Source organism: Nocardia sp. NPDC058640 (assembly GCF_042716995.1).
Taxonomy (GTDB): Bacteria; Actinomycetota; Actinomycetes; order Mycobacteriales; family Mycobacteriaceae; genus Nocardia.
Genome location: NZ_JBHXRG010000001.1, coordinates 248,679 through 266,035 on the forward strand (window position 1 = coordinate 248,679; position 17,357 = coordinate 266,035).

The window sequence follows — 17,357 nt, forward strand, 5'->3', positions numbered from 1 at the left end:
GCGCGGTGGTCTTTGGGCGCTTGAAACTCATTGTGGTGAGGCAAGTTTCGCAGACTGGGACCATCGCGCCCAACCAATCATCGTTCGGTGGCTGACCGCAATCGGCTATGCGACAACCGAATGAGCCTCAGCGGATGGTCACACGGTGAGTATCGCGGAACCACGTATGCCATTCGGCAGTCCTCGCGAGGGGGCCGGGCATTGCCGTCGATCATGGCTATTCCTGTTGTGGTGCAACATGATTGATGGTTCTGTACCGTCGACGCCGTAGTTGATTTGAGGGGAGCTCATGGGTTGGCGAGAAGAAGTCGATGTGGCGCTGCGGTCGTGGCTGGCGGCGGAGGGTGGTGGCGGGGCCTCGCCCACGTGGCGTCGAATTGGCGGCGCTGTCCGAGGTAGCACCGCAGGGGAGTTTGAGGTCGATGTCCGTGGTTCGAAGCTCTCCGCTGACCAGTTGCAGGCCGAAAGCCTGCGACTTGGTGAACCTGATCGAGCCATAGCAGACCAGGGTCATCACGTGATGGACGTCTCGCATGATGGTTCGACAGTGCGAGTTCGCGTCCCGGAGTTCGTCGACCTCGCCGACCCGACATTGTGGCTGCATCAGCAGCCACCCACGTTCTTGATCGACTCGCTGATCAGGGGCATCGCAGGCATCGCAGACGAACGGCTAGCCGGTCGTCTCGCCCGGGGCGAACTCGGCGGTACTTTGGCCCCGATCGGTACACCAGCGGACGTGCTGTCTCCCGCCCAGGACGCGGCTTATCGGGCCTGTCGGGGCACCGGATTGTGGATGGTGTGGGGGCCGCCGGGCACTGGAAAGACATCGGTGATCCTGCGCGCGATCGTTGACTTGGTCGCGGATGGAAAGCGGGTGCTGCTCGTCTCGTCGACCAACATCGCGGTCGACAACGTTGTCGTTCGAGTCGCGAAGGAAGCGCGTGACCAGCCCGGCACCGTCGTCCGAATAGGAACCCCTCACCTGCGCGAGGTCGGCGAAAACGGTGACGTTTGTCTGCCCCTGATGGTTCGTGTGCGGCTGACCGAGGTGGATCGCGAGCGACAGGAAGTAGCTGCCGAGCTAGCTCGGATCAAGGATCGGACGACGAAGCTAGCTCATCTCGACGCCGCCCTTGTCGGCTTCGACAAGAGTGCCTTCGACCTGGCGGAACGCCGTCTCGCGGACGGCAGTTTCTCTGAGGTCACCTTGGCAGAGAGCTCCGCGATTGTAGAAACGGAACTTGAGGGTGCGGCAGCCGCCGTTTTGGCGGCCGAGACGGCTGCGGCAACAGCGGAGTCGGAGTCGCGACGACACGAGAAAGACCGCGAGAACTGGTATGCGGTCGATGCTTTGACATTTGACGTGAACCAGGTGGAGATGCGGAAGGCCGAGGAGGGCGTCGCGGTGATACGCGCCCAACGGCGGGTCTCGGACGCCAAACGCCGCGTCTCTGAGATCGAGATGATGTCGAAATGGCAGCGGGTGCGCGAGCCTGGCACGCCAATGAAGTCGGCAAAGAAGGAGCTGGCGCTGGCATTGGAGGAACTCGCCGCAGAGGAGCTACGGCGGGACCAAGTGGTGACGGTTCTCGATCGACAGCTTGACAACCTTGGACGAGGCATCACTGATCGCAAGGCTCAAATCTCCGTGGCGCGCAAAACAATTGACCAGGCTGAGGCGCTCGTACGGGCCACGGGCCGCCAGCTCGCGGAAGCGCGCGCGGAGCAAAATCGACTGGCCACCAAGCTGACTCGGACCAAACTGGAGCTGGATAAAACTCGAGATGCCATCGCCCTCGTCGGCAGGGCGCGGAAGAAGAACTACGTAGCCCTCCATTACGAGGCCGCCCAACTTCGGATCATTGGTGCCGGCGATTCACAACGGGAACCTGAGCTGCGTAAACGCCACGACCTGGTCCAGGAGCAATACGAGGCTCTCGCCAAGGATGCTCAGGGCGCGATCATCAGGGAGGCGGCTGTCGTTGCATGCACGCTGGCTAAGTTTCGGACCACACCGGCTGCGATGGCTGGACCCTACGATGTCGTCATCGTGGATGAGGTTGGGGCGGCGTCGCTTCCAGAGGTTCTTCTCGCCGTATCCGCTGCTCGTCAAACCGCGGTCTTGCTCGGAGACTTCATGCAACTGGGGCCTATCCCGCCGACGGTGCTGGAAGGATCGCAACGGCATGATATTCAAAAATGGCTGCTGACAGAGGTTTACGACCATTGCCGAATCGATTCGGCGGCCAGCGCGAAGCGTAACCCGGGCTGTATCACGCTCAACGTCCAGCATCGCTTCGGGCCCGATGTTATGCACCTCGCGAACACCGTGGCCTACGACAACGAATTGGCCGCAGGTCCGTCAATTGCACAGCGGGCGAGGTCCGCGTCATCGGGCGATGCGGAAATCGTGTTGATCGATACCGACGGACTCGCAGACCTTGGACAGATTCATCTGGTGGGGGCGAAGTCGGGCTGGTGGGCGGCCGGGATGTTGCTATCGCGTGCGCTCGCGGAAATGCATGCCGAGGACGGCGCGACGGTCGGGATAGTTACGCCCTACTCAGTACAGGCGGACGCGACCTTGGAAGCCTTACGCCAGGCCGAGTCGTCCGGCGCGATCGTCGCTGAGGTTGGTACGGCGCACCGATTTCAGGGGCGCGAGTTCGGCGTTGTGGTCTTCGACCTGGTCGAATCGGTAGATGGTCCGCGGATGTGGATGGCGAACGCCAGTCGCGCCCCAGGGACCGGGAAGTGGGCGCGCAGTGGCCTGCGTCTGTTCAACGTTGCCGTCACCCGCGTGCAAGAGCGGGTGTACATCGTCGGCAGTCGGCATCGAGTCGAGGCGGCTGACCCGCACGCTGCGCTCGGCGGGTTGCACGCGATGCTCACGGGGAAACGCGTACGAATCATCGCCGCAACCGAACTGATTGCGCCGACGGCAACCGGAAAGCCGCTCGGTCCCGTGGGGAGCAAGCTTGCCGAAGTGCTCTCCCGACACGTGGAAATCAGCGACATTCAAGACGAGATCGAGTTCTACCAGACATTCACCAAACAGCTGCAAGGTGCCCGAAAGTCAATTTGGATCTGGGCGCCCTGGGTGGCGAACCGGATGCGCGCTATCCTGCCGTCGTTGACCGAAGCTGCTCAACGGGGAGTACGGATCGTGGTCTTCATTCGCGATCCGGGCGATCAACTGCAACAGCAGCACGAGGAGCTCGTGGCCGACTTGGCGGCGAATGTTGGCACGGTGGTTCGCGTCAACGTCATGCATCAGAAGATCATCGTCATCGACGAGCAGACGGTAATGCTCGGAAGCCTGAACCCGTTGTCGCAGAGCTGGACTCGCGAGATCATGGTAACAATGCGCGGCAGTCACCTAGCCAAGAAGCTCCTCGACGCCCAACACGCGGAGACCTTCGCCCGGCCGCCGGAATGCCCTGGGTGTCAACGTCGCGACGTTGACTTGCGGCGGCGTAAAAATGGGATTTGGTACTGGCGATGCTGGAACCGGGACTGCCCCAGCCGAAATGGGACCAAGGCTTGGACAAGGGACGTCAGTTTGCCCAGGTGAGGACTCCAGGGCGGTGAAGGTGGGTTGGTTGAAGTCGCGGGCTTTGCGGCCTCTGGTGGAGGGGGTGTCGGGTTCAGTGGCGACTAGGGGTCGGATTTGGTTTTGGTGACGGAGTTGGTTGGGGTGAGGCCGTGCTTGGTGGCGAGGGTCTCCATGTCGGCGCGTGACGAGGCAGACTCAACATCAGCCTCGACCCACGTGAGCGCTGGTCCCTGCCAACGAAGTAGCACACGATGACCACGTCTGCCCCTATCGACCTGGCCATAGCCGAACCAACAACGCCGACCACCCAGCACTTAGCCTTCCGCTGCCAGCTGCCCACACGCCGCAGCGATCTCCTGACCACGCGTATCCCGCACAGTGCACGACACACCCTGGGCGATCACGCGCCGAACGAACTCACGCTCAACAGGTTTGGGGCTTGCGTCCCATTCGCTACCCGGCGTCGGGTTGAGCGGGATCAGGTTCACGTGCACCAGCGGGCCCAGGGCCTTGTGCAGCTTCTTGCCGAGCAGGTCCGCCCGCCACGGCTGGTCGTTGATATCGCGGATCAGTGCGTATTCGATCGAGACGCGGCGGCCGGACTTGTCGGCGTAATAGCGTGCGGCGTCGAGCACTTCGGCGATGGACCAGCGGTTGTTGACCGGGACCAGGGTGTCGCGCAGTTCGTCATCGGGGGTGTGCAGTGAGACCGCGAGGCGCACTGAGAGGTCCTCGTCGGCGAGCTTGCGGATCGCGGGGGCCAGGCCCACGGTGGAGACCGTCACCGATCGCTGGGAGATGCCGAGCCCGTCGGGTGCGGGCGAGGTGATCCGGCGGACCGCGTTCACCACTCGCTTGTAGTTCGCCAGCGGCTCGCCCATGCCCATGAACACGATGTTGGAGAGGCGACCGGGACCACCGTGCACCTCACCGTCGCGCAGGTCGGCCGCCGCGGCACGCACCTGGTCGACGATCTCCGCCGTCGACAGGTTGCGGGTGAGCCCGGCCTGCCCGGTCGCGCAGAACGGGCACGCCATCCCGCAACCGGCCTGGCTGGAAATGCACAGCGTGTTGCGGTCGGGGTAGCGCATGAGCACGCTTTCGAGCAGCGTCCCGTCGTGCGCCTTCCACAGCGTCTTACGGGTGTCGCCCTCATCGCAGGCGATATTGCGCACCACCGACAGCAGGGGCGGGAACAGCGTTTCGGCGACCTTCTCGCGCACGTCGGCGGGCAGATCGGTCATCAGCGCCGGGTCGGCCTGCAGGCGGCCGTAGTACTGGCGGGCCAACTGGTCGGCCCGGAACTTCGGCAAACCCAGCTCCTGCACCGCGGCCTTGCGTTCGTCCGAATCCAGATCGGCGAGGTGGCGCGGCGGCATACCGCGGCGCGGGGCATCGAACACGAGGGGCAGGGAGGTGGCCATAGTTCCACCATTGTCCCAAACGTGGGGTCGGGCCCGCCACGCCGGGCGACGTTATCGAGAAGATGCGTGCAACAGCGATAGCCGTCGGCAATGATCGATCCATGAGTACACATGCGGAATCCGGCGCGTCACCGGCCGAACACGACCCGCCGACCGCGAGCGACAAGCCGAGCAAGCACGCGAAACACGTCGAACCGGCACCGGCCGCGCACGACGCGGTGCACGGCTCACGCACCGGTTACACCTGGATCGGACTACTGGCCGCGGCCCTGCTGGGCATCGTGCTGCTGATCTTCATCATCCAGAACCTGGACAAGGTCCGCACCAACATGCTGTTCTGGGACTTCGAACTGCCGCTGGGCATCACGGTGTTGCTGTCGGTGATCGCGGGCGCGCTGGTGATGGGCCTGGTCGGCGGCGTCCGCATCCTGCAGTTGCGGCACGCCGCGAAAAAGGCGTCCTGACCGGGACTAGATCAGTGCGCTGAGCACCAGCCACGACACGAACGCCGACGGCAGCATCGAGTCGAGACGATCCATGATCCCGCCGTGCCCCGGCAGCAGCGTGCCCATGTCCTTGATCCCCAGTTCCCGCTTGACCTGCGACTCGATCAGGTCACCGATGGTCGCCACGACCACCAGACCCACACCGAGCACCACCCCGATCATCGAATTCGCCTCGAGCAGCAGGGTCACGGTCAGCAGACCGCCGATCACGCTGAACACCAGCGAACCGCAGAACCCCTCCCACGACTTCTTCGGGCTGATCGCGGGCACCATCGGATGCCGACCGAACAGCACCCCGGCCACATAGCCACCCACGTCCGAGCACACCACCAGGATCATGAAGGTGAGCACCCGCAGGTTGCCGTCGGGTTCCAGCAGCAGCAGCGTGGAGAACGCGGCCAGCAGCGGGATCCAGGTCAGGGTGAACACCGCGATCGCGGTGTCGCGCAGGAAGTTCTTCGGCGCGGTATCGATGCCGTGATCGAACAGCCGCCACACCATGCACACCAGCGCGGTCGCGGCGAACGCGCCCAGCACCCCGCTCGGTCCCCACGGCCAGCCCAGCCAGAACACCGCCTGGCCGCCCACCAGCAGCGGAATCCGGGGCACCAGCACGTCGGCTTCACGCAGCCGCTTGGTGACCTCCCAGGTCGCCACCCCGACGCCCAGACCCGCGACCGCGATGAACACCAACGGCACGAACAACAGGATCGCGATCAGCGACAACCCCAGTGTCAGCCCGACCGCCAACGCCGCGGGCAGGTTGCGTCCAGCCCGTGACGCCGGGGCGGGCGGCTGTTCGTGCTGCTGCACCGCGGTCACGGTCTCGTCGACCGTATCCGGCATGGGATCCGGTGCCGCCCCGGTGGCGGCGGCGTCTTCGGCCACGATTGTCCCGTCGCTCAACTCGTCGTTCCGTTCATCCCCCGCACGAGCGGGACTGGCGTGATCTGACGCTCAGACCTCGAGCAGTTCGGCTTCCTTGTGCTTGACCAGCTCGTCGACCTGCGCCACATACTTGGCGGTGGTCTTGTCGAGCTCCTTCTCCGCGCGCCCGACCTCGTCCTCGCCCGCTTCGCCATCCTTCTGGATGCGACCCAGTTCGTCCATCGCCTTGCGGCGGACGTTGCGAATCGAGACCTTGGCGTCCTCGCCCTTCGACTTGGCCATCTTGGCCATCTCGCGGCGACGTTCCTCGGTGAGCTGCGGCACCGAAATGCGCAGGATGTCACCGTTGTTGGTCGGGTTCACGCCCAGATCCGAGTTGCGGATCGCGTTCTCGATCAGGCCCAGCGAACTCTGCTCGTACGGCTTGATCACGACCATGCGCGGCTCGGGCACGGTGATGCTCGACACCTGGGTGATCGGGGTGAGCGAGCCGTAGTACTCGATCAGCACCCGGGTGAACATGCCCGGGTTGGCGCGGCCGGTACGAATGCTGCCAAGGTCGTCCTTCGCCACCGTGACGGCCTTGTCCATCTTCTCCTCGGCATCGAAGAGCGTTTCATCAATCACGACCGAATCCTCCACAGCGTCATCGTCATCGTCCGCAGGTGCGGGGTCACGACCGAACCAGGGTGCCGATGGGTTCACCGGCGACCGCACGGGCAATATTGCCCTTGATCAACAGATTGAACACCAGCATCGGCATCTGGTTGTCCATGCAGAGACTGAACGCGGTGGCATCGGCCACCTTCAGCCCCTTTTCGATCACTTCCTTGTGGGTGATCTCGGTGAACATGCTCGCATTGGGGTCCACCTTCGGGTCGGCGTCGAACACGCCGTCGACCGCCTTGGCCATCAACACCACCTCCGCGCCGATCTCCAGCGCACGCTGGGCGGCAGTGGTGTCGGTGGAGAAGTAGGGCATACCCATGCCCGCACCGAAGATCACCACGCGCCCCTTCTCCAGGTGACGCTTGGCGCGCAACGGCAGATACGGCTCGGCGACCTGACCCATCGTGATGGCGGTCTGCACGCGCGTATCGATGCCCTGCTGCTGCAGGAAATCCTGGAGCGCGAGGCTGTTCATCACAGTCCCGAGCATCCCCATGTAGTCCGAGCGGGCGCGTTCCATGCCGCGCTCTTCCAGCTCGGCGCCTCGGAAGAAGTTGCCGCCGCCGATCACCACGGCCACCTGCACACCGGTTTCGACGATCTCGGCGATCTGCTCGGCCACGGCCTGCACGACATCGGGGTCGAGGCCGACGCCACCACCACCGAACATCTCCCCACCCAGCTTGAGCAGCACCCGGTTGTATCCAGGGCGGTCGTTACCCGGGTCGGTCATGGGTGTCGGTCTCCTTCAGCGAGGTCTACGGCGGGGCGAGCAGGCGGCATCCATCCTGCCCTATCAAGGGGGGACCACCCAGAACTGGGGTCGGTCCCCGGACGAGGAAAGCCCCCTCGACGCGGCATCGCACCGCGCCGAGGAGGCTGTTCGTGAAAGCTCAGGCGGATCAGGCCTGGCCGACCTCGAAACGAGCGAAACGCTTCACGGTCACGCCCGCGTCTTCCAGAAGCGCCTTGACGGTCTTCTTGGAGTCGGTGACGGCGGACTGCTCGAGCAGCACGACGTCCTTGAAGAAGCCGTTGACGCGGCCTTCGGTGATCTTCACCAGCGCGGCTTCGGGCTTGCCCTCTTCGCGCGCGGTCTCCTCGGCGATGCGACGCTCGGCGTCGACAATCTCGGAAGGCACGTCTTCGCGGGTCAGGTACTTGGCCTTGAGCGCGGCGACCTGCATGCCGGCCGCACGCGCGGCCTCGGCAGCGGCGTCGCCGGTGCCCTCGTACTCCACCAGCACGCCGACGGCGGGCGGCAGATCCGAGGCACGCTTGTGCAGGTAGGTGGCGACCGGGCCGTCGAAGGACACGACGCGACGCAGTTCCAGCTTCTCGCCGATCTTCGCCGACAGCGCCTGCACGGCGTCGTCAACGGTGCCGTCGGACAGCTTGAGCGCCTTGAGGGCGTCCAGATCGGCCGGCTTGGCCGCGGCAGCCGCGGTCACGATGGCATCGGCCATTTCCTGGAACTCAGCGTTCTTGGCGACGAAGTCGGTCTCGCAGTTGATCTCGACCATGACGCCGTCCTTGGCGATGACCAGACCCTCGGCGGTGGCCCGCTCGGCACGCTTGCCGACATCCTTGGCGCCCTTGATACGCAGCACCTCGACGGCCTTGTCGAAATCGCCGTCCGAATCGGCCAGCGCGTTCTTGCAGTCCATCATGCCGGAGCCGGTGAGCTCGCGGAGCCGCTTCACGTCAGCAGCGGTGTAGTTCGCCATGTGGGGGCGACCCTCCTGTATTTGTGGAGCGCGCTGGCGCGCTCGAAGATTCTCGGCAGGGGTTTTACGCCACCTTGCCGACCGCATCTGAATTCAGACGGGCCGGCAAGGTGAACAGTGTGCTACCGGTCAGCTCAGAAGTCAGCCGGGGTGTGCTGTGCCGGGTCGGCCTTGACCTCGGCCTCGGCCTCGGCCGGGGTCTCGATCGGGGTCTCGACGACCTCGGTGACCTCGACCTCGGCGGCCGGGGTCGCCGAGGACAGGAGCTCCTGCTCCCACTCGGCCAGGGGCTCGCCCGCGCCGGCTTCAGGCTTGGAATCGCCGGAAGCGCGGCCCGCACGGGCCTGCACGCCCTCGGCCACCGCGGAAGCGACAACCTTGGTCAGCAGTGCGGCGGAACGGATCGCGTCGTCGTTACCCGGGATCGGGTAGTCGACCAGGTCGGGGTCGCAGTTGGTATCCAGGATCGCGATGACCGGGATGTTCAGCTTGCGCGCCTCGCCGACGGCGATGTGCTCCTTGTTGGTATCGACGATCCAGATGGCCGAGGGAACCTTGGCCATGTCACGGATACCACCGAGGGTGCGATCCAGCTTGGTCATCTCACGCGTGAGCATGAGGATTTCCTTCTTGGTGCGACCCTCGAAGCCACCGGTCTGCTCCATGGCCTCGAGTTCTTTGAGGCGCTGCAGGCGCTTGTGCACGGTGGAGAAGTTGGTGAGCATGCCACCCAGCCAGCGCTGGTTGACGTAGGGCATTCCGACGCGCAGCGCCTCGGAAGCGATCGACTCCTGAGCCTGCTTCTTCGTACCGACGAAGAGAACGGTGCCACCGTGGGCGACAGTCTCCTTGACGAACTCGTAGGCCTTGTCGATGAAGGTCAGCGTCTGCTGCAGGTCGATGATGTAGATGCCGTTGCGGTCGGTGAAGATGAACCGCTTCATCTTCGGATTCCACCGACGAGTCTGGTGGCCGAAGTGTGCGCCGCTGTCGAGCAGCTGCTTCATAGTTACGACAGGCATAGCCTTCGTATCTCTCTTTCGTTGCCGGTTGACGCAGCCGATCGGCGATCGACTGCCCTGGCGCCACCGAAACCGCCGGACCCGATTCGAAGAATCCGGGACCAGCCGACGATTTCCCTGTTCATCCGCTGAAGAACTCGCGCTGACATGCCCTGCGGACCGTCTGCATTGCGAGCGACGACCGGATGGACGAGCACGGGTGGCGCGCGAAGTCGGTCCGTGCTGTGCACACGCAATGGCTGCTGAGCACAAACCGCTTGTTCAGTCTACGCGGAGCAGGGCCAGGTCCGAAATCGCCCCCTGTGCATCGGCCGCCCATTTCGTGAATGAAGTACGCGATATCCACATATGGGAAAGTTGTCCACAATCGGGAAATCGTTGTCCCGCAGGGGTTATGCGACGTTCACAGTTGGTGGCATGAACCCGTTGACACGCACTCTGATCACTACGTTTCCGTTGCTCTGCGCGGTCACCGTCGCCGCCGCACCGGCCGCCGCTCACCCTACTTCGGGTGATGCCGCCGGCCCTGCGCTGACTGTGCCCGGAGAGAAGGCGCCGCCGTCGAACTGTGTCGGTGGGGCTGTTGTGCTCGCCCAGCCGCCTGCGCGTCGGAGCACCGGCTCGGTTTCGCCGCCGTCACGTGCGGCAACGCCGGGCACTGTTCCGGCGGCGCCTCCACGTTCGCACCCGACCTCGACTGGGAATCGGACCGCTCAGGGCGATCCGCCCGCTGATGGTGCGACGTCGTGTGGAGGCACAACCGTGGTGCCGGTGATCGTCGTGCCTCGGCGCGAACTGGTTCCCGCTCCTGTTCCGGTGCAGGTCACCGTGCATGACCTCGGGTCTGCTCCGGGCCGACCGCAGGGTGTGGATCGCAGCGCGGGCGCTCGGTCGGAGGTCGAGATCGTGGTGCCGGCCGGCGGAAGCGGATCGGCGACACAGCTTCCCGCCGTGCTCCGGGACATGTTGCGGGCGCTGATCGCGTTGACGCCGCGACCGCATCGCTGAGATCGGGGGCTGCGATGTTGCAAAAGAAGCGCTGCCCACCCCAAGTCGCGCCTGTGGTGCCTGCGTCCGACGAATGGCCGCCGAGGCCTACCGCTGTTCGTCGTGTGGCGCGGCGGGCGCGGTCGATCCTCGGGCACGTGTTGGGGGTGGCCTGCCTGGTGGCAATTGTGCTCAGCGGGGCGGTGCCTGCCAAGGCGGCGGAATCCGGATCGTTCGGGTGGCCGTTGCGGCCGCGGCCCGCCGTGGAGCGCAAGTTCGACAAACCGGAGCGGAATTGGTTGCCGGGGCATCGTGGAGTCGATCTGGCGGGCGTCGCCGGGCAGCCGGTGCTGGCGGCGGGCGACGGCATCGTGGTGTTCGCGGGGAAAGTGGCTGACAAGCCGGTGGTGTCCATCGATCATCCGGGCGGCCTGCGCACCACCTATGAACCGGTGCTGGCGCAGGTGAGCGTGGGAAGCCGGGTGAGCAGGGGCACAGCGGTCGGCACGTTGGAAGCCGGGCACGAGGGATGTCCGGTCGCCGCCTGTCTGCACTGGGGTGCGCGCCGCGAAACCGGAGCGCACAACCGGCGCGAATACATCGACCCGCTCGGACTGCTGCACGAGGTGCCGGTCCGCCTGAAACCGCTGGAGGCATGACGTGACGAACCACTCCACCACCGAGCCACCGTATGGGCTGTCGGCGGACGAGAATCCAGGGGTGCCCGAGAACTCAGCGCCTTTCACCTATCCAGAGGTAGGTGCCACCCGCACCACGATGCCCGACGGATACCACCGATTCAGTCTTCGTCGGCCGATCGGCCACGGCCGTGAACTGTTCGACCACGCGGCCACCCACATCCTCGACTTCGGAATTCAGAAGGGGGTGCGCACCTTTCGCTACGCCGACACCGAAACAGCCCAGCCCGGAACAGAACTCACGGTCGTACTCGGTCTCGGCCCGGTCGGCATCATCAGCGCGCCCTGCCGCGTGGTCTACGTCCTCGACGAACCCGACCGCCGCGGTTTCGCCTACGGCACCCTGCCCGGCCACCCCGAGATCGGCGAGGAACTGTTCGCGGTCGAGTACGACCCCTCCGACGGAACCGTCTACGGGCTGATCGCCGCCTTCTCCAAGCCAGGCGCCTGGTACGTCAGGCTCGGCGGTCCCGTCGTCCGCCTGATCCAGCGCTGGTTCGCCCATCGCTACTTGAATACGTTGCCCACCACCAGTTGACCCGCACCAGCCGTTGAACGGGACACTCGCTTGCCGTTGTACAGGACCCTCGCTAGCCGTTGCAGGGGCACTCGCTAGCCGTTGTACAGGGCACTCGCTAGCCGTTGTACAGGACACTGACGACGGCGATGAGCGCGACGAGCGCGACGGCGACGGTGGTGGTCGCGACGGTTCCGATACCTGCGCGCCCGCTGCCTGGTGCGCGACCACTGCCGAGTGCGCGGCTGCGGTGCCAGCCGACGTAGGCCAGCAGGAGGGAGACCGTGGCCGCGGCCAGTGGGAGCACCACGGACTGTCTACTGTCGACGGCGGCCTCGTGAGCGAAGAGCACGCTGCACCCCGCCGCACCCAGAGAGGTCCGCCGCCAGGCCAACGCGGTGCGTTCCATGGCCAGAGTCGGTGCGGTCACGACAGCACGACCGCCACACAGGCGAGCACGGCGACTACCGCGACACCGGCTGACAGGACGGGAACCAGGATCGTCCCCGGCAGCGGTCCGCCGGCCCGCATCGCCAAGTTCACCCGGCGCCAGTGCCAGAAGGCGACCAGGGCGACGGCCAGCGACAGGACCAGACAGATCATCGAAATGGCGCCCGCGAATCCGGCCAGGCGCGTCGGCTGAACGAGCGTGTGCACCGCGACACCGCCCGCGAGCAGGCCGAGCGCCGTCCTGATCCAGGCCAGGAAGGTCCGCTCGTTGGCGAGGGTGAACCGGTAGTCGACCTCCTCTTCGCCGTCCCCGGATTCTGCCCCGACCTCGGGCAACGTCACGACGACCACCTCCTGGTCCCATCATGCGCCGACACCCGCCCTGCGCCGATGAGCAACGCGAGCGCGTCCGCCGATCAGCGATGACCCTCACGCTCGAGGGTGGGCTTGGTCGTGGACTCGTTTGAGGCGTTCGACGGAGACGTGGGTGTAGAGCTGGGTGGTGGCCATGCTGGCGTGGCCGAGCAGTTCTTGGACTACGCGCAGGTCGGCGCCGCCTTCCAGGAGGTGGGTGGCGGCGGTGTGGCGTAGTCCGTGCGGGCCCATGTCGGGGGCGCCGGGGATTGCGGCGATGACCTCGTGGACGACGGTGCGGGCTTGGCGTTGGTCGAGGCGGCGGCCGCGTTGGCCCAGCAGCAGGGCGCGGCCGGAGTGGTCGTTGACCAGGGACGGGCGGCCCGCGCGCAGCCACGCGGCGAGTGCGGTGTCGGCGGGCCCGCCGAACGGCACCGAGCGTTCCTTGTTGCCCTTTCCGATCACCCGCACCAGGCGACGTTCCCGATCGATGTCGTCGATGTCGAGGCCGCACAGCTCGCTGACGCGAATACCGGTGGCGTACAACAACTCCACCACGAGCCGGTCCCGCAGAGCCATCGGATCCTGCTGTGCCGCACCGGATTCCGCTGCGCCCATTGCCCGCTCGGCTTGGTCGCGGCCGAGAACCGCCGGCAGCACTCGGTGCGCCTTCGGTGCCTGCAGCCGCAACCCCGGATCGATGCTCAGTCGCCCCGTTTCGGTGAGCCATGCCGTGAAAGTCCTTGCCGCCGAAGCCCGCCGAGCCAACGTCGTACGCGCCACGCCCGCCGCCGCCAACTCGGCCAACCACGACCGCAACAGCGGCAGATCCAACTCCCGCACCGCCGAATCCGCCGACCGCGCGTACAGATGCTCCAACAGCGACCGCACATCCCCCAGATACGCCCGCACCGTATGCGCCGACCGATTCCGCCCCAACCGCAGATGCCGCCCGAACTCGGTGAGCAACGCGGTCAGATCATCAGGCAACACATCCATGCCCCCACCGTCACCGTTCCCCGCCCCCCACGCAACCCCCCACGCCGCCTCCCCCGACAAGCCACCAGCCGCGACCCCGCGAGAAAATTGGCCCGAACCTCGTCAACTCGCCCGTCGACCGGACGTCCTAAACCATCCATCGGAATCACAGCCGACCAGGTCGGCCAGTTCCAAACTCGGCAGAACCGCCCGGACAGTGGCCAGGTCGAGGCCGCATTGTTGAGACAGTTCTCGCGGGAGCCGAGAACCGACGATGGGCAGCGCCGCGTAGATGTCGGCTTCGGCGCCGCGCAAGTGAGCGGCGGGGTCGACCGAGTTGCCCTCGGCGACCGGAAGACGAAGAGGCCCAGCCTCGTCGATGATGTCTTCGGCGCGGGTTACCAGCAGTGCTTCGCCGTCTCTGATCATGCGGTGGCAGCCTACCGAGGAGGCCGAGCTGACCGGTCCGGGTATGGCCATGGCGGGTCGGCCCAATCTGCGGGCCCACTTCACAGTGTTGCGGGCACCGCTGCGCAAGCCGGCTTCCACCACCAGGACACCGTCGCCGAGCGTCGCGATCAATCGGTTCCTGGCCAGGAACTGGTGCTTCTGAGCGGCGACACCCGGCGGGTATTCGCTGACCACGAGACCGCTGTCGGCGATGGCGGCGAGCAGTCGGTCGTGTTGTGCGGGGTAGGGCCGGTCGACGCCGCAGGCCAGCACCGCCACGGTCGGCCCGCCCACCGCCAGTGCCGCTCGATGCGCCGCCGCGTCGATGCCGAAGGCGGCGCCGGACACGATCGTCCACCCCCGGCCGGCCAGATCGCACGCCACCTCGCTGGCCACCTGCACCCCGTACCCGCTACTGCACCGCGAACCCACCACCGCGACAGCACGTTCGGACGCGGTGTGCAGTGACAGCGGACCGCGGGCCCACAGCACCAGGGGAACCGCGGCCTCGCGATCGCGTTCGGCATCGAGCTGGTCCAGTCCGAGCATCCGCCACCCGGGCCACTCCTGGTCGTCGGGCGTGATGACTCGCCCACCGAGACTGGCGATGGTGTCCAAATCCCGTGCCGCCGAATCGACTTCACGTCGCGCCGCAGTAGGCCCGCGCAAAGCCGTCGGCAGTTCGTGTTCGCGAACAGCCCGCGCCGCCTCACACACCCCGACCGACGCGATCAGCGCCGACAGCGGTGCGCACGGCCCCTGCACCACCCGCGACAGATACACCCAGGCCAGCCGCCGTTCGTCTGGATCGCCGTCCAGGTCCACCACCCGCAACCCACTCATTGCGCACCCCGCTGCCGAAAGTTCAACGACGCCATCACGTCCTGCACGGTGGGCATCTCTCCCTCGCGCAGATCGCAGACCGTCCAGGCGACCCGGATCGCCCGGTCGGCACCACGCGCCGACATCCGCCCCAGCCGCAAAGCCGTCTCGATCGGCGCGATCGACTCCCGTGGCAGCTTGAAGCGCTTGCGCAGAATGTGGCCTGGGACTTCGGCATTGGTCGTCCACCCGTCCTCGCTCCACCGTTGCGCGGCTCGGGCTCTGGCCCCGGCCACGCGCGCGGCCACGGTGGCACTGTCCTCGACCTGCTCGTCGGTGAACGTCGCGCCGGCCTGACCGTGCATCTGCACCCAGATGTCGATGCGATCCAGCAGTGGCCCCGACAGTTTCCCCAGGTAGCGACGACGAGCCAGCGGCGCACAGATGCAGTCCACGTCGCGTGCGGGCGCGCACGGGCAGGGGTTGGCCGCCAGTACGAGCTGGAAACGGGCCGGATACCGGGCGACACCGTCGCGCCGCGCGATGCGCACTTCGCCTTCCTCGAGCGGAGTCCGCAGCGCCTCGAGGACCTTGGTGCCGATCTCGGCGCATTCGTCGAGAAACAACACCCCGCGATGCGCCCGGCTGACCGCTCCCGGTCGAGCCATGCCGGAACCACCGCCGATCATCGCGGTCACCGACGTCGAATGATGCGGTGCGACAAAGGGAGCCAGCGTGAGCAAAGGCTGCTCGGCCGACAGCGACCCCGCCATCGAATGAATAGCGGTCACCTCCAACGATTCCGCCTCCGACAGCGGAGGCAACAATCCCGGAAGTCGTTGCGCCAGCATCGTTTTGCCGATTCCCGGCGGCCCCGTCAACAGCAGGTGATGTCCGCCCGCCGCGGCGACTTCCAACGCCCACCGCGCCTCGTCCTGCCCGACCACATCACTGAGGTCACCGCACGGCGTCTGCGTGCCCGGTGCGAGCCCGTCGGGTTCGAGCAGCTTGCCCTCCCCGCGCAACCACGCCACCACCGCCCGCAAACTCGTCGCCCCGAGCACTTCGATCCCCTCGACCAACCCCGCCTCGGCCACCGCCTCGGCGGGCACGACAACAGTGGGCAACCCTGCCGCGCGTGCCGCGATCACCGCGGGCAACACCCCACGCACCCGCCGAACCCGCCCGTCCAGCGCCAACTCCCCCAGCAGCACCGTTTTCACCAGCCGCTCCCCCGGCACCGCCCCCGAGGCGTCGAGCACCGAAATCGCCAACGCCAGGTCGTACACGGAGCCCACTTTGGGCAACGTCGCAGGCGACAGCGCCAGGATCACCCGACCGTCGGGCCACTTCTCCCCGGTGTTGGCCACCGCCGACCGCACCCGATTGCGTGATTCCTGCAGCGCCGCGTCGGGCAGCCCGACCAGATTCACCGACGGCAGACCCTGACCGATATCGGCCTCGATCTCCACCAGCTGCCCGTCGACCCCCGTCACCGCCACCGACAACGCCCGCCCCAGTGCCATCAGAACGCCGCCGTCAGGTGGTCGATGACCGGCCCGCGCCCCCGCGGGACCAGCACCGACACCACGTCGAACCGAATCCGCCGCCACGGCCCGCCCTGTTCGGCCAGCCACAGCAGGGCCAGCCGACGGATCCGCTGCTGCTTGCTGAACGTGACCGCCTCGGCGGGCGTGCCGAAACCCAGCCCCGACCGCGTCTTGACCTCGACGAACACCGTGGTGGACGGGTCCTGGACGATCAGGTCCAGTTCCCCGTATCGACACCGCCAGTTGCGGGCGACGATCTCCATCCCGGTCTCGCACAGATACTGCGCGGCCAGCTTCTCCCCGTATGCGCCGAGCGCCTGTTTGTGTGCCATGAACGAAATCATGAACACAACGGCCGACGCAGCTACCCCACGCGACCTGGGGAAACAGAAAACCTGTGGATAACTTTTCCCCTGTGGATAACTACTCCGGCAGGCGCAGGTCCGGCTTCTCCAGCTCTTCGATGTTCACGTCCTTGAACGTGATCACCCGAACATGCTTGACGAACCGTGCCGGGCGGTACATATCCCACACCCAGGCATCGCTCATCCGCACTTCGAAATACACCTCGCCGTCGGCGTTCTGTGGGCGCAGTTCGACCGAATTGGCCAGGTAGAAGCGCCGTTCGGTCTCCACCACGTACGAGAACTGGCCGACGATGTCCTTGTACTCGCGGTACAACGACAGTTCCATCTCGGTTTCGTACTTCTCGAGGTCCTCAGCACTCATCGGGTGGGACGTCCTCCTGCTAGCAGCGCC

18 protein-coding genes are annotated in these 17,357 nt (G+C 66.1%); 5 read left to right on the forward strand and 13 right to left on the reverse strand.

The window, feature by feature from the left end; genetic code table 11:
- Positions 1-289: 289 nt before the first annotated feature.
- The gene (locus tag ACFWU5_RS01265; protein ID WP_379265739.1) at positions 290-3,574 is read left to right on the forward strand and encodes an AAA domain-containing protein; all 3,285 of its coding nucleotides are present in this window, start codon (positions 290-292) and stop codon (positions 3,572-3,574) included.
- A 296-nt stretch (positions 3,575-3,870) separates the two neighbouring features.
- On the opposite strand, the gene rlmN is transcribed toward ACFWU5_RS01265, so the two are convergent.
- Positions 3,871-4,980, reverse strand: a complete 1,110-nt coding sequence (gene rlmN / locus ACFWU5_RS01270) for a 23S rRNA (adenine(2503)-C(2))-methyltransferase RlmN (RefSeq protein ID WP_379265740.1) — start codon at positions 4,978-4,980, stop codon at positions 3,871-3,873.
- Positions 4,981-5,081: 101 nt separating this feature from the next.
- Here rlmN and ACFWU5_RS01275 point away from each other — a divergent pair, with 101 nt between their 5' ends.
- Complete coding sequence (locus ACFWU5_RS01275) at positions 5,082-5,444, forward strand: lipopolysaccharide assembly LapA domain-containing protein (protein ID WP_379265741.1); 363 nt, start codon at positions 5,082-5,084, stop codon at positions 5,442-5,444.
- Positions 5,445-5,450: 6 nt separating this feature from the next.
- On the opposite strand, the gene ACFWU5_RS01280 is transcribed toward ACFWU5_RS01275, so the two are convergent.
- The 5 genes from ACFWU5_RS01280 to rpsB all read right to left on the reverse strand — a co-directional run bounded on the left by ACFWU5_RS01280 (position 5,451) and on the right by rpsB (position 9,792).
- Positions 5,451-6,332 carry a phosphatidate cytidylyltransferase gene (locus tag ACFWU5_RS01280; RefSeq protein ID WP_379240980.1) on the reverse strand — a complete coding sequence of 294 codons (882 nt, stop codon included), beginning with the start codon at positions 6,330-6,332 and terminating at the stop codon, positions 5,451-5,453.
- A gap of 111 nt (positions 6,333-6,443) precedes the next feature.
- Positions 6,444-7,001, reverse strand: a complete 558-nt coding sequence (gene frr / locus ACFWU5_RS01285; protein WP_379240709.1) for a ribosome recycling factor — start codon at positions 6,999-7,001, stop codon at positions 6,444-6,446.
- A gap of 46 nt (positions 7,002-7,047) precedes the next feature.
- Positions 7,048-7,776, reverse strand: coding sequence for a UMP kinase (gene pyrH / locus ACFWU5_RS01290; RefSeq protein ID WP_379265742.1), 729 nt, complete (start codon positions 7,774-7,776; stop codon positions 7,048-7,050).
- Positions 7,777-7,945: 169 nt separating this feature from the next.
- The gene (tsf, locus tag ACFWU5_RS01295; RefSeq protein ID WP_379265743.1) at positions 7,946-8,770 is read right to left on the reverse strand and encodes a translation elongation factor Ts; all 825 of its coding nucleotides are present in this window, start codon (positions 8,768-8,770) and stop codon (positions 7,946-7,948) included.
- Positions 8,771-8,904: 134 nt separating this feature from the next.
- Entirely contained in the window at positions 8,905-9,792 is an 888-nt protein-coding gene (gene rpsB / locus ACFWU5_RS01300; RefSeq protein ID WP_379240705.1) for a 30S ribosomal protein S2, read from the reverse strand.
- Positions 9,793-10,563: 771 nt separating this feature from the next.
- Between rpsB and ACFWU5_RS01305 the strand changes: the two genes are divergently transcribed.
- The 3 genes from ACFWU5_RS01305 (at position 10,564) to ACFWU5_RS01315 (ending at position 12,015) form a co-directional block, all read left to right on the forward strand.
- Complete coding sequence (locus ACFWU5_RS01305) at positions 10,564-10,800, forward strand: hypothetical protein (protein WP_379265744.1); 237 nt, start codon at positions 10,564-10,566, stop codon at positions 10,798-10,800.
- A 155-nt stretch (positions 10,801-10,955) separates the two neighbouring features.
- Positions 10,956-11,438, forward strand: a complete 483-nt coding sequence (locus tag ACFWU5_RS01310; protein ID WP_379266194.1) for a M23 family metallopeptidase — start codon at positions 10,956-10,958, stop codon at positions 11,436-11,438.
- 61 nt (positions 11,439-11,499) lie between these two features.
- Positions 11,500-12,015 (forward strand): DUF1990 family protein, encoded by a 516-nt coding sequence (locus tag ACFWU5_RS01315; RefSeq protein ID WP_379266195.1) that lies wholly within the window; start codon positions 11,500-11,502, stop codon positions 12,013-12,015.
- Between the two features lie 97 nt (positions 12,016-12,112).
- Here the strand turns inward: ACFWU5_RS01315 and ACFWU5_RS01320 are convergent, their stop codons facing one another.
- The 7 genes from ACFWU5_RS01320 to ACFWU5_RS01350 all read right to left on the reverse strand — a co-directional run bounded on the left by ACFWU5_RS01320 (position 12,113) and on the right by ACFWU5_RS01350 (position 17,327).
- Positions 12,113-12,424, reverse strand: coding sequence for a DUF202 domain-containing protein (locus ACFWU5_RS01320; RefSeq protein WP_379265745.1), 312 nt, complete (start codon positions 12,422-12,424; stop codon positions 12,113-12,115).
- A complete protein-coding gene (locus tag ACFWU5_RS01325) occupies positions 12,421-12,786 on the reverse strand; it encodes a YidH family protein (protein ID WP_379240701.1) in 366 nt (121 codons plus the stop codon). Before ACFWU5_RS01325 ends, ACFWU5_RS01320 begins: the two co-directional genes overlap by 4 nt.
- Positions 12,787-12,873: 87 nt before the next feature.
- The gene (locus ACFWU5_RS01330; protein WP_379265746.1) at positions 12,874-13,797 is read right to left on the reverse strand and encodes a tyrosine recombinase XerC; all 924 of its coding nucleotides are present in this window, start codon (positions 13,795-13,797) and stop codon (positions 12,874-12,876) included.
- A 102-nt stretch (positions 13,798-13,899) separates the two neighbouring features.
- Positions 13,900-15,069, reverse strand: coding sequence for a DNA-processing protein DprA (gene dprA, locus ACFWU5_RS01335; RefSeq protein WP_379265747.1), 1,170 nt, complete (start codon positions 15,067-15,069; stop codon positions 13,900-13,902).
- Positions 15,066-16,574, reverse strand: a complete 1,509-nt coding sequence (locus ACFWU5_RS01340) for a YifB family Mg chelatase-like AAA ATPase (protein WP_379265748.1) — start codon at positions 16,572-16,574, stop codon at positions 15,066-15,068. The genes dprA and ACFWU5_RS01340 overlap by 4 nt, the downstream gene beginning before the upstream one ends.
- Positions 16,574-16,930 (reverse strand): YraN family protein, encoded by a 357-nt coding sequence (locus ACFWU5_RS01345; RefSeq protein WP_379234794.1) that lies wholly within the window; start codon positions 16,928-16,930, stop codon positions 16,574-16,576. Before ACFWU5_RS01345 ends, ACFWU5_RS01340 begins: the two co-directional genes overlap by 1 nt.
- 91 nt (positions 16,931-17,021) lie before the next feature.
- Complete coding sequence (locus tag ACFWU5_RS01350; RefSeq protein WP_011210678.1) at positions 17,022-17,327, reverse strand: DUF2469 domain-containing protein; 306 nt, start codon at positions 17,325-17,327, stop codon at positions 17,022-17,024.
- Positions 17,328-17,357: the final 30 nt, after the last annotated feature.